The following is a 12,622-nucleotide window of genomic DNA, read 5'->3' on the forward strand; positions in this document are numbered from 1 at the left end:
GATGGTTTCACCTAACCGAAAAACTCTGTAACAGATGTTGATTTGGTTGTAAATTGCTGGCAAAACGACTGTAAACAATTTTGTTTGCAGAGGCAGCATCAAACCAATAAATATCTTGAATTACTTGATAATTATTGTTCTCAAATAATTCAAAATGTACTGAAGCGATATTATTGACACCAACTACTTCTCGTCCATCTTGAAACCAACGAGTTTGCCAAAACTTGAAAGGCTCTAACCAACGCCATCGAGAATTTTTAGCTGTTTTTTTAGCAGCTATTAAATCAGATATCTCGGTGTAATAATTAAAACTTTGAGTGCTTTGTCGTGGTATCCATTCTAGGACACAATGCCAATTAGGTTTAGTTAAAGCTTGGCTACGGGTTAATTGCTTCGCGCCAATTTCTAGCATATTCGGCGGTTGATTCCAACCTATCCAATGGCGAATTTTTTCGGGTAATAGCCATTGTTTCAAGCGTGTATGAATAATTCTAGTGATTAGTTCTTCGTTTTTTAAGGCACTAGCGGTTAACTGCACTAAGACTGATGGTGTTTGCGAATTGTAAATTGGTGCATAAGAGAAGCGTGATACACAACTGTAGTGAATATCCCCAGTCAGAATTACTAATTTTTGACGTTGTTCACACAGAATGGTGAGGAGTCTGGCTAAGGCGGGAAAATTAATGTTCCAAGCATCGCCGACATCTGTAGAAAAAACTTGTTCACGTTTTAATTGCCAATGGTGAATCCAATCAATGACTTGCAAGCCAAAGACATTTGTGGGCGCAATTACAAATGTGGTAAGGTTTTGATTGTCTGCTGTTTGTTGTAAAGGTTGCAATAGTTGTTGCTGCATAGCTCTGGGACACAACAACATCGGTGGTGCTATCGGTTTTTGATTGGCTGGGTAGCCGCGCCAAGTGCGTGTATCTAAGACGATGACTTCATGACAATGACTCTTGATGGTGTAGTTCCAAGTCAAGGCTTCTGCATCTCGTTCTAAAATAAAGACTGCATCTTCCTGCACAAAATTCGGTAGGTTGGTGTGGGGATTGCTGCTAGGTATGCCGAGATAACGAGCGATCGCTGCTTCCGTTTTTGGATGTTGTCCTTTAAAATGTGACCAAGCTACAGCCGCATACAGCAACTTCTCACCATTCTCACCTGCTTTAAATCTCCCAGGCGTATTACCCCAGCCTTGAAACACGGCATAAGCTAATAAAGCATTCTGCACAACTCGCCGCCCTAGGGGATTTCCTAACACCCGCAAACACCAAGCTTGATTCAGGTTCCAATCATCAGTAACATCATGGTCATCAAAAATAGTATATGTGGGAATATTAGCCAAGGCACGACGCACTTGTGGCAGTGTTTGAATGAATTGGCGTAAATATTTAACCGACTTTTGCCAAGACTTGATAGCATGACGCTTACTGGTGACTCTATCTGCTGGGGGAAAGGCATCTGGCCAACAAACTTGTGACCAAGATAGGATATAAGCAGCGTAATATTCCCCCAAGCTGAAAAGATGACTGGAAACTTTCCCTGGTTTATTGTGTAATCCCGCCGTCAAACCAGCTACTTCTGTTGCTACTGCCGCCCTTTCTCCTGGGGGTAGTTCCTTCGGTGTACGATAAATTTCATCTAAAGGTAGTTGTTCTTCCCAACCTAATAAAGCATCACCTAAACGACTGGCACACCACAAAAACGGGCTAGCTACATCATCCCCATAAATTTGATCTCCTGTTAAAAATAACTGATGGGGACGCTTCTGGGGTTGGTTAACGGTTGTCACAATTAAGCTATCAATAATTGGTAAAGCATCAAATCCATGTCCATGAGGTTTACGACAGGAAGCATGGACAATATGCAAATCTTCCAGGCGGTTAGGTGGGAGAACAAAGGTTGGTTTTTGATGTTGAAAATAACTAATATTAACTGTAGGGAAACGGTTAGAAGATAAGGCTTGTTCTAGGGTGAGGACAGTTTGATCTGCAAGGGTAAATTGTAAATCATAGCCATAGATGCAATCATTCGTTAAACTCTCCCCAATGGGAGACACCGCCGTAACAGCAACTACGTGCAGATATTTACCTAAAGCAGCTGTGGTACGTCGTCCCACAAATAAACATTTGTCCAACCTTTCACCATTCTCTGTGGTTCTATAAACCTTAAGTTTTACCTGGCAAGACTGTTTTAATGCCACTAATACTGTCACTGATTCCGGTGCAGTATGTTTTAGTATTGGCCCTGCCAAAATTATCGGTAGATCGTCAACAAAGCTTCCAGTTTGGTGATTCATTACGCAATAGACAAATTAATATTCGGCAACAAGTTTAACGAACTGGAGAGAGTCATCATTTCAGGGAACACCAAAAAATAAATTATCCAAATTGACTGTTAGTAGCGTGCGTCAGGATGAATATTTTCTTGGGATACTTAGGTTTTCTCGTACTGACGCATCCTACATTTTGAATATTTTTGGCTCTGGAATTCCCTAACAGTATTACAGAACCTCTCTCTCGTGTATTTACTCAAGCTTATGTAACGAATTTATAAGTCGTTCATGATATGAGTATGGTGAAATCAAACTATTCCCATTGACTGTGTTGGTGAGCGACTTGCAGTTACTCGCCTGGCTGCACAAGTGGATTAACGCAGCAATAAATGTAGTGTATCCTAGCTTAATAAAATAGTACAGTCTTTTGCGGTTGTATAGTTAAATTTTTACAGTATTTTCACGACTATTGTCGAATCATAACTTGATTTGCTGGATAAAGTTTGGATATTTGATTACTATCTCTTGCTTAACTATAAATTCTTAGTGCATAAATCTTTTTATGACATTGACCAAAAGGTTGATTTTTTTCAATTATAAAATGGTTGTTCTTTCTGGTTAGCTGTTCATTAAAAGTTAAGCTTGAGTTTTTGATAATGCGTGATTGTTAGAATAGTCTGAGGAGAATGCAAGAGACAAACTCATGGTTACTAGCAAATTTGATAATACATTAGCTGCTATTGAGTTAAATGCAGCTAGAAAATTAAACTGGGATTATAACGAATTTAAAGACTGTTTCGGTTTTAAAGTTAATCAGGAAGCTATTGAGATATTCCCTAAAAAAAATATCTTGGAAGACTCTGATTTAGAAATTTTAAAACAAGCTTTGTTAGATTATGGGTTTCAATACAAAAAAACTGTAAATGATTCTGTCTTAGTTTTTGAGAAAAATGTGGAATTAAGATAAAGTAAAATTTAGAACTCTTGAGATGAGGGATGGAACCATTAGCCCATCCCATGTTGAAATTAATTAGCTGCGTGCAATTCCTTCTTCGCGGGCTGCTTGTTGTACAGCCGCAGATACAGCAGACACAACACGCTGATCAAACACGGAAGGAATAATATGTTCCCGATTTAACTCTGAGGGGCTAACTAAAGAAGCGATCGCAGTTGCCGCTTGTAAATACATAGTAGTCGTAATTGTCTGCGCCCCACAATCTAAAGCACCCCGGAACACGCCAGGGAAAGCCAAAACGTTATTAATTTGGTTAGGGTAATCACTACGCCCGGTAGCAATAACAGCCACATCTTTAGTCACTAATTCCGGCTGAATCTCAGGAATAGGGTTAGCCATAGCAAAGATAATCGGATCTTTAGCCATAGATTTCACCATTTCTGGTGTTAACACACCCGGCGCACTCACCCCAATAAACACATCTGCGCCTTGTACAGCACCCGCTAGTGTACCTTGAGCTTTAACAGCAAATTCTTGTTTTTCTTCATTCAAATCAGTGCGAGAAGTAGATATAATGCCCTTAGAGTCGCACATCCAGATTTTTTCGGCTCCTGCTTTCCGCAACAGACGGGCGATCGCTACCCCAGCCGCACCCGCACCATTAATAATAATGCGGATATCTGTAATTGATTTTTGGACTAATTTCAGAGCATTAAATAACGCCGCTAAAGTGACAATAGCTGTACCATGTTGGTCATCATGAAAAACAGGTATATCTAACTCTTTTCGTAATCGCTGTTCAATTTCAAAACAACGAGGCGCGGCGATATCCTCCAAATTCACCCCTCCAAACACAGGCGCGATATTTTTCACCGTTTGGATAATCTCATCTGTATCTTGAGTATTCAAACAAATAGGAAACGCATCAATTCCCGCAAATTCCTTAAACAACATTGCCTTACCTTCCATCACAGGTAAAGCTGCATGGGGGCCGAGATTACCCAAACCTAAAACCGCACTACCATCAGTGACAATAGCAACAGTATTTTGTTTAATAGTTAAATTATAAACCTCTGCCGGGTCTTGAGCGATCGCAGTACAAACGCGCCCCACCCCTGGAGTATAAGCCATTGCCAAATCAGACACACTCTTAAGCGGAATCCGGCTAGCAATGCTAATCTTACCACCCCGATGTAAATTAAACGTGCGGTCATAAACACTCAACACCTGAACATCAGGTATAGCCTTAACTGCTTGCACAATCGTTTCCGCGTGTTCAGTGCTAGCAGCATCAACATTCAAGTCACGAATAGAAACTTGACGAGTTTGCTCAATTAAATCGATTGTACCGATATTACCGCCAGTAGTCGCAATAGATTGAGCGATCGCCGCCAACATCCCCACACGATTGGGAATTTGCAACCGCAGAGTCACACTAAAACTGGAATTAGGAGTTAGGTTTGTCATTTCGATTAGAGATTTTAAATCTTAGATTGTATATTGAATTCCGCAGTAAACATCAAAACTAAAACTAAAATCCCAAATTTTTCCACCCCACTCAAAAAACGCCCCCAAAACAGAGAGCGTTTTTCCTCAACACCAACTCCTCACCTAATCCTCCGCGTTTCCTCCGCGCCCCTTTGCGTTTAACCCAGAGGTACAGCCTCACCACAAGCTAAATCTAACGGGAAATTGTGAGCATTACGCTCGTGCATCACTTCAATCCCCAAATTAGCCCGATTCAACACATCAGCCCAAGTATTAATCACACGACCATGAGAATCCAGAATCGAATGGTTAAAATTAAACCCATTCAAATTAAACGCCATTGTACTGATACCCAAAGCCGTGAACCAAATCCCCACAACAGGCCAAGCCGCCAAGAAGAAATGCAAAGAACGGGAATTGTTAAAACTGGCATATTGCCAAATTAACCGCCCAAAATAACCATGAGCCGCCACAATGCTATAAGTTTCTTGTTCTTGACCAAACTTATAACCATAATTAACCGACTCAACCTCTGTCGTCTCCCTCACCAGAGAAGAAGACACCAAAGAACCGTGCATAGCAGAGAACAAAGCCCCACCGAACACCCCCACCACACCCAGCATGTGGAATGGGTGCATGAGAATATTATGCTCGGCTTGGAAGACAAACATGAAATTAAAAGTGCCGCTAATGCCCAAAGGCATCCCATCAGAAAAGCTACCTTGACCAATGGGGTAAATTAAGAAAACAGAAGTAGCAGCCGCTACAGGTGCAGAGTAAGCCACACAAATCCAGGGACGCATCCCTAAACGGTAACTTAATTCCCATTGACGACCCAACCAGCAAAAAATACCAATCAAGAAATGCAAAATAATCAGTTGATAAGGGCCGCCATTATATAGCCATTCATCCATTGATGCCGCTTCCCAAATCGGGTAAAAGTGCAAACCAATGGCGTTGGATGTAGGTACAACAGCACCAGTGATGATGTTATTGCCGTATAACAAAGAACCAGAAACAGGCTCTCGAATGCCGTCAATATCGACGGGTGGCGCAGCAATAAAGGCGATGATAAAACAGGTGGTAGCAGTTAACAGGGTAGGAATCATCAACACCCCAAACCAGCCAATATATAGCCGATTATCGGTGCTAGTAATCCATTGACAGAACCGATCCCAAAAGCTACCGTTTTCCCTTCTTTCTAAAATTGAAGTCATGGCTATGGTATTGATAAAGTGCAAACAACAATCTTTCTCAAGAAATAAAATTGAGAAATACGCTGTTTTTAATGACTTTTGCCAAATACCTTCTCCCTAATCGCCGGGATTCTGCTTACCTGCCTCACACTCAAAATATTGCTGATGAATTTCCCCAGGGAGATGGTAAAATCACGGGGAAACTTTTCCCGGCTCTATAAGTCCGGTTTTACATTAAAAATTTATATTTTTCCATAAACTTTAATTAAGGTTTACTAATATTTCGTCATAATAACTTATAAATAGTTAAAAGTAATACCTTATCCCCAGTGAGCATAGCTGATATTTGCATTAGAGACTTCCAGAGCAAAAAATATCTAAAATTTAGGGTAAGTCAGTACGAGCAACCCTAGCCATACTCAGAAAATATTTATTTCTTGGTGTTCCCTAAACTAGCATCTAAATGTCTTAATAAATAGATAATTGCTTGATATATTGGGATATGTAGTTAATTTGCTGGACTAAGATTTCAGTAATTTTACTGTTATGCGCTATCGCTAATCATTGTCGTTCCTCTTGAAACATAGTATAAATTCGGTATTTTACACAGAAAAGTAAATATAATTTGCTTTCAAATCACCTTGTTTATAAAAAGTTAAGCTTTGGTTAAATAAATTATATTGTGATATTATATAATGATTAGTTATTATATATTTTTTTTACTTAATTAATTAAAATAATCTCAACTGAAAAAGAGTTAAGTTTTGCTAAAAAACAAGATTTTAGCTAAGTAGCTTGATTAGCAATTAGCATAATCTAACAAAACATAAATAACAATTAACATAAATTAATAAAAATGAAAAATATTAAATTATTAGAGCAAATTTATCTGAATAACTGTGAACAAGACCCAATTAATATACCGGGCAGTATACAGCCTCATGGTATGCTGATAGTCTTGCAGGAACCAGAGTTAAATATTTTACAAGTTAGTGAGAATACGCGTGATTATTTAGGAATCGATGCTAAGTTTTTACTGGGGAAAAATTTAAGTTTTTTAATCCCCACAGCAACGATAAGAATTATCAAGCAATATCTAACACAAAAAAATTTATCTTTGATTCCGTTAATAGAAATTACTCTCAAATGTAGTAGCAAGTGTCAGCCGAAAAATCAATCTAACTCATTTTTAGGAATGCTGCATCGTTCAGAGAATGTATTAATCCTGGAATTAGAACCACAGCCATTCTTAAAAAGCAGTAAATATCTGGAAAATTATCAAATTTTAGAGAAGGCGATCGCTAACATCAATAATTCATCAAACTTATCCGAACTCTATCAAAATCTTGCTACAAGCGTGCGAAAAGTTACGCAATTTGATCGGATAATGATTTATAAGTTTGAAACAGACAATAGTGGGGTAATTGTAGCTGAAGATAAACAAAATCATCTCGAAACTTATTTAGGACTGCACTATCCTGCTACGGATATTCCTAGAATAGCAAGACAACTTTACTATGAAAAATGGCTGAGACTTATCCCCGATGTTAATTATCAGCCAGTGAAATTAATTCCTACAAACAACCCCATCACAGATACACCGCTTGATTTAAGTGGCGCATTCTTGAGGAGTGTATCACCCTTGCATATAGAATATTTGCAACACATGGGTGTAGCTGCTTCTATGTCTATCTCACTCATTAATCAAAACAGGTTGTGGGGTTTAATAGCTTGTCATCATTACACACCTAAAAAACTAGATTATGAAATTCGTAAAATCTGCGAATTTATCGGCAAATTTGCATCTATTGAATTAGTCAAACAGCAAGAAAAGCATTTAGGTATTTATCGTCAACAAGTAAAATTAATTCAGGAAGAACTGAGGGCATCTTTAGCCAATCAACTTGACTACATTGGTAATGTATTCAAGCGCAATGAAACTAATTTATTGGATATAGTTCAGGCTCAAGGTGCAGTTATCTTATTAGAAGAACAACTCACAGTATTAGGTAATACACCTAGTGAAGCGGCAATATATGAACTCGTCAACTGGCTGATGAATCGCAATTCTCAAGAGATTTTTTACACAGATTCATTGCCAAAAATTTACCCAAAAGCCAAGAATTTTCAAAATATAGCCTGTGGTATTTTAGCCATTTCTATTGTTCTCAATCAGAGGTCATATCACATTATCTGGTTTAGACCTGAACAAATTCAAATAGTTAATTGGGCAGGTAATCCTAATCAAACCTTATCTGTTGATCCCAAGAATAATTTACGTTTAACACCACGCACCTCCTTTGAATTGTGGAAAGAAACTGTTAAAGAGAAATCATTGCCTTGGCAACATTTTGATTTAGAAGTTGCCCAAGAAATGCGGAATAATTTAATGCTTGCCGCCTTAGAATTTTCTCATGCAGCCTTAAAGTTCGCGGCTGAACAAGCGGAGATTGCTAACCGTGCTAAGAGTCAGTTTTTAGCTAAAATGAGTCATGAATTACGTACACCACTGAATGCGATTTTAGGCTTTACTCAGTTAATGACTCGTAATCGTTCTTTATCGCCAGAAGACCAAGAAAATTTAGATATCATTAGCCGTAGTGGTGAGCATTTACTAGCTTTAATTAATGATGTTTTAGAAATGTCTAAAATTGAAGCTGGTCAACTAACTTTAAATGAAAGTTATTTTGACTTACATCGTCTGATTTACTCAATTAGAGAAATGTTCGCCCTGAAAGCCGCAGATAAAGGCTTAGAAATAACAATCAATCTGGGTCAAGAAGTAAATCAGTATGTGTTTGGTGATGAAGGTAAACTCAGACAAATACTCATTAATCTTATTGGTAATGCGATTAAATTTACTGTTGTTGGTCATATTACACTCAGAGTCTCTTATCTCAATTCTTCCTCTACCACAACACCTGTAGATCAGGTGATAATTGTCTTTGAAGTTGAAGATACCGGCCCAGGAATTCCCCCGGAAGATATGGATCTGATCTTTGAAGCATTTATACAGGCTAAAGGTGGACGGCAATTTATGCAGGGTACTGGTCTTGGACTACCTATTAGCCGTCAATTTGCCAAACTGATGGGTGGTGATGTGACTGTGCGGAGTTTTCCTGGTCAGGGTACAACTTTTAGTTGTCAAGTACAACTGACATTGGTGGATAAAATTGATGTTTTACCAGTTACACAAGTTACTCGCCGAGTCATTGGTTTAGAACCTGGACAATCGCCTCACCGAATTTTGATTGTTGAAGATATTCAAGAAAATCGGCAACTGATGGTTAAACTTTTAGAGTCCGTTGGTTTTGAAGTGTGTGCTGCTGAAAATGGTTTAGAAGCAATTAATCTTTGTGTAGAATGGAAACCCCATCTTATTTGGATGGATATTCAAATGCCTGTGATGGATGGGTATGAAGCGACTAAAGAAATCAGAGCTATGTCTGAAGGTAAAGATATCAAAATTATTGCTCTGACTGCAAATGCTTTTCAGGAAGACAAACAAGCTGTATTAAACGCTGGCTGTGATGATTTTGTAGCCAAGCCTTTTGAAGAAACGGTCTTGTTTAACAAAATGGCTCAATATTTAAATTTACACTATGTTTATGCAGACAATTCTCTGCTAATTCCTCCTGAAACTCCTAAGAAATTGCAAAAACTCACTGCTGCTGATTTACAGGTAATGTCTGCTAATTGGATTGCCCAAGTCCATGAAGCTGCGCTATTAATTGACGATGCTAAACTCTATAATTTATTTAATCAAATACCTGCATCTGAGCAGCAACTCGCTGAGGCACTAAAAGATTTAGTTGATAACTTTCATCTAGAAACAATTGTTAACTTAACTTCCCCAGGGTGAATTAAATATGTCTCTACCTGAATACTTTTATGAGTCTGGGCCAATTTTGCTGGTTGACGATACGCCAGATAATCTGCGGTTATTATCTAAAATCCTAGAATCAAGAGGATTTAAAGTTAGAAAAACTATTAGTGGTAAAATGGCGATTCAGGCTGCTCAACTTGAGCCTCCTGATTTGATTTTGCTTGACATCAATATGCCAGAAATGAATGGTTATGAGGTGTGTAGACAATTAAAGTCTCACCCGAAAACTGCTGATATTCCTATTATATTTATTAGTGCTTTAGACCAAACAGCAGATAAGATTAAAGCTTTTGATATGGGAGGAGTTGATTATATTACAAAGCCGTTTCAAGAATCAGAAGTTTTGGCTAGAGTGAACAATCAATTAATTATTCACCACCAAGAAAAACAACTAAAAGCACAAAATCAAAAACTACAAAAAGAAATTATCAAACGCCAAAAAATAGAAGCAGAGTTACAGAAAATTCAACGAGGTTATGAAGAAGATATTTTAGAATTGACTAATCAACTACAGCGATCGCTCGCTTTAGTAGATGCAATGCAGGTAATTACTACTACAATCTATGAACAATCACCCGTAGATATTTGGCTGCTAGTCGTCCAAGAGTTGGCAGTGAGTTTACAGTTTGAGGCTTGTTACTTCACTACTTATGATTCAGATTTTAAAAATTGTACCATTAAGCATCAATATGCGATCGCTCATCATAATTCCTTAGCCTGTAATGTCTCTCAACGGTTAGCAAAATTAGCCGAATTTTATCAAAAATCACTACCAGAACCCAGTTTTCAGTTTTGCTGGTGGGAACCTGAATCAAATCTTGATTTCACTTGTAAACACACAATTTTGCTTTACCCAGTTTTCGACACTCAAGGCATTATCGGCCATCTTTGGCTGTGTAAAAACCATCTTGAAGTATTTTCTGACTTAGAAACGCGCTTAGTCACACAAATATTATCTCTCTGTGCCATGTCCATCCTTCCAACCCAAGCATATCAGGGTTTTTAAAGATTTGATGAACCTGATTGACAATCATCTGCTAATTTAGTACATCTGTATTAAAACATTTCTGATTGTCTAGATTTCCCCAGCCAACAGGAGAGCATCATGAAGTTATCTAAAATCGACTTGAGCAATTTAGTAGCGATCGCTCATACTGATGGATATTTACAATTATTGCTCGACCGAGGCGAAGAACTGGAGTTGTTAGAAATTCCTGCACCCGTCCAAGCTTTTGAAGGACTGCAACAGCTAAATGAAATTGTGGCCGAAACTCCTGAATTACCTTATGTAGAAGCACCAATTGCCATGTTACCAGTTAGCTCATCAATGGCAAATGCTGTAGGCTACTGTAGTGATGAACAAGTATTGCAAGTTGAGTTTCACAACGGAGCAATTTACGAATATTCAGGAGTAGAAGCAGAAACCTGGGAAGATTTACAATCAGCAGAGTCTGTTGGTCAATTTTTTAACCAAGAAATTAAAGGTCGCTATGAATGCGATCGCCTAGATTATATTTGATTTTCAACAAAAAAATTTAATATCTAGAGACGTTAGGCGTAACGTCTCTAAACTCAGAAATCAAGCCCATCTACATTAACAAACGGCATCCTCAAAAGTACAAGCGATCGCTAATTCTGCGTGCTGTACTAATGTCTGTTTATCTAACATTTGTACCGCATATTGGGGAGTAACTGCTAATAGCTGTTCAATTCTCTCCTTCGCTGCTTCTACCACAGACTCTGCAAGGCTACCGTTATTTAAAGACTCGACAAAATCCTCAGCAATTTTATAAGTATGTTCAATTGAAGAAGTATGGATATTGCGCGAGACAATAAATAAATCACAGCCAGCGTAAAACGCCCGCGCTACCGTACCACTTTGAGTAAACATATCGGCAACAGCCCTCATATCCAAGTCGTCAGATACTACAACACCCTCAAAGCCCAGTTCTTCCCGCAGGATATTTTTCAGGATAGCCCGTGATAGCGTCGCCGGTAAATCAGGGTCGATTTGCGGAAATAGAATATGTGCTGTCATGATGATGGGAATCTGTTCCGCAATCAAAGCTTTAAAGGGTATTAATTCTCTGCTTCGCAATTCTTCCAGAGAGAGATTGAGTATTGGTAACTCAATATGAGAGTCCTTGTTAGTGTCGCCATGTCCCGGAAAATGCTTGGCACATCCCAAAATTCCGGCTTCTTTTAATCCTTGGTAATATTCGATACTGTGTTTACTGGCAGTTTCCGGTGTGATACCAAAAGCACGAGGGCCAATAATTGGATTTTGGGGATAAGAAAAAATATCTGCAACGGGCGACCAAGACAAGTTAATCCCCAAGGATTTTAATTCTATACCCGTGGCTTTGGCTACTTCCCGTGAGTGCGATCGCAACAGCAAAGCATAAGGAAATCTGGTAATTGGTAAAGGTGTACGTACAACGCGCCCTCCTTCATGGTCTAAAGTAAAAAACATAGAAGCGCGTTCAGTATATTCTCGTATTTGCTGGCTTAACTGCTGAAAACTTTGCAACCAAACTCTGTAGGGAACACCATTCACAAAATTCTGCCCGAAAAATATTACCCCTATTGGTTTGAGTTCATTGAGTGCGCGTTTATCCTCATCACTTAACTGAGTCCCGGAAATGCCAAGAATCAGATGATGTCCAAAGCGTTCTAGATTCTGTAACACTGGCATAATACTTGACCTGGGATTGATAGCTAACGGCTTAGATTCAACCTACAAAACATAGCGTGAAGTACCTACACTTCTGCAAGCAGTAAGTGTAGGCTTCCTGTCTCATTTGCCACTGCTCTGTTAG

9 protein-coding genes are annotated in these 12,622 nt (G+C 38.7%); 5 read left to right on the forward strand and 4 right to left on the reverse strand.

The window, feature by feature from the left end; all coding sequences use genetic code 11:
• Nucleotides 1-7 precede the first annotated feature (7 nt).
• The gene (locus AACS98_RS21985) at nt 8-2,302 is read right to left on the reverse strand and encodes a PhoD-like phosphatase (protein WP_066384091.1); all 2,295 of its coding nucleotides are present in this window, start codon (nt 2,300-2,302) and stop codon (nt 8-10) included.
• A gap of 679 nt (nt 2,303-2,981) precedes the next feature.
• Between AACS98_RS21985 and AACS98_RS21990 the strand changes: the two genes are divergently transcribed.
• On the forward strand, nt 2,982-3,245 hold the full coding sequence (locus AACS98_RS21990) for a hypothetical protein (protein ID WP_066384093.1): 264 nt from the start codon (nt 2,982-2,984) through the stop codon (nt 3,243-3,245).
• Between the two features lie 63 nt (nt 3,246-3,308).
• Here AACS98_RS21990 and AACS98_RS21995 read toward each other — a convergent pair whose 3' ends face one another.
• Both AACS98_RS21995 and psbA read right to left on the reverse strand, forming a co-directional pair.
• Complete coding sequence (locus AACS98_RS21995; RefSeq protein WP_066384101.1) at nt 3,309-4,700, reverse strand: malic enzyme-like NAD(P)-binding protein; 1,392 nt, start codon at nt 4,698-4,700, stop codon at nt 3,309-3,311.
• A 179-nt stretch (nt 4,701-4,879) separates the two neighbouring features.
• Nucleotides 4,880-5,938 carry a photosystem II q(b) protein gene (gene psbA, locus AACS98_RS22000; protein WP_066384104.1) on the reverse strand — a complete coding sequence of 353 codons (1,059 nt, stop codon included), beginning with the start codon at nt 5,936-5,938 and terminating at the stop codon, nt 4,880-4,882.
• A 71-nt stretch (nt 5,939-6,009) separates the two neighbouring features.
• Here psbA and AACS98_RS22005 point away from each other — a divergent pair, with 71 nt between their 5' ends.
• The 4 genes from AACS98_RS22005 to AACS98_RS22020 all read left to right on the forward strand — a co-directional run bounded on the left by AACS98_RS22005 (nt 6,010) and on the right by AACS98_RS22020 (nt 11,322).
• Complete coding sequence (locus tag AACS98_RS22005; RefSeq protein WP_255362923.1) at nt 6,010-6,138, forward strand: hypothetical protein; 129 nt, start codon at nt 6,010-6,012, stop codon at nt 6,136-6,138.
• Nucleotides 6,139-6,773: 635 nt separating this feature from the next.
• Complete coding sequence (locus AACS98_RS22010) at nt 6,774-9,779, forward strand: ATP-binding protein (RefSeq protein WP_066384107.1); 3,006 nt, start codon at nt 6,774-6,776, stop codon at nt 9,777-9,779.
• Between the two features lie 7 nt (nt 9,780-9,786).
• Nucleotides 9,787-10,809, forward strand: coding sequence for a response regulator (locus tag AACS98_RS22015; RefSeq protein WP_084386954.1), 1,023 nt, complete (start codon nt 9,787-9,789; stop codon nt 10,807-10,809).
• 99 nt (nt 10,810-10,908) lie between these two features.
• Nucleotides 10,909-11,322 carry a KTSC domain-containing protein gene (locus AACS98_RS22020; protein WP_066384109.1) on the forward strand — a complete coding sequence of 138 codons (414 nt, stop codon included), beginning with the start codon at nt 10,909-10,911 and terminating at the stop codon, nt 11,320-11,322.
• 75 nt (nt 11,323-11,397) lie between these two features.
• Here the strand turns inward: AACS98_RS22020 and nagZ are convergent, their stop codons facing one another.
• Nucleotides 11,398-12,498: a beta-N-acetylhexosaminidase gene (nagZ, locus tag AACS98_RS22025; protein ID WP_066384112.1), complete on the reverse strand. Its 1,101-nt coding sequence runs from the start codon at nt 12,496-12,498 to the stop codon at nt 11,398-11,400.
• Nucleotides 12,499-12,622 lie beyond the last annotated feature (124 nt).

This window comes from Anabaena sp. CA = ATCC 33047 (genome assembly GCF_963870205.1).
Taxonomy (GTDB): Bacteria; Cyanobacteriota; Cyanobacteriia; order Cyanobacteriales; family Nostocaceae; genus Trichormus.

Excerpts from the sequence above, each read along its gene's own strand:
- AACS98_RS21985 (WP_066384091.1), bottom strand. The coding sequence starts at position 2,302 with ATGAATCACCAAACTGGAAGCTTTGTTGACGATCTACCGATAATTTTG.
- AACS98_RS21990 (WP_066384093.1), top strand. The coding sequence starts at position 2,982 with ATGGTTACTAGCAAATTTGATAATACATTAGCTGCTATTGAGTTAAAT.
- AACS98_RS21995 (WP_066384101.1), bottom strand. The coding sequence starts at position 4,700 with ATGACAAACCTAACTCCTAATTCCAGTTTTAGTGTGACTCTGCGGTTG.
- psbA (WP_066384104.1), bottom strand. The coding sequence starts at position 5,938 with ATGACTTCAATTTTAGAAAGAAGGGAAAACGGTAGCTTTTGGGATCGG.
- AACS98_RS22005 (WP_255362923.1), top strand. The coding sequence starts at position 6,010 with ATGACTTTTGCCAAATACCTTCTCCCTAATCGCCGGGATTCTGCTTAC.
- AACS98_RS22010 (WP_066384107.1), top strand. The coding sequence starts at position 6,774 with ATGAAAAATATTAAATTATTAGAGCAAATTTATCTGAATAACTGTGAA.
- AACS98_RS22015 (WP_084386954.1), top strand. The coding sequence starts at position 9,787 with ATGTCTCTACCTGAATACTTTTATGAGTCTGGGCCAATTTTGCTGGTT.
- AACS98_RS22020 (WP_066384109.1), top strand. The coding sequence starts at position 10,909 with ATGAAGTTATCTAAAATCGACTTGAGCAATTTAGTAGCGATCGCTCAT.
- nagZ (WP_066384112.1), bottom strand. The coding sequence starts at position 12,498 with ATGCCAGTGTTACAGAATCTAGAACGCTTTGGACATCATCTGATTCTT.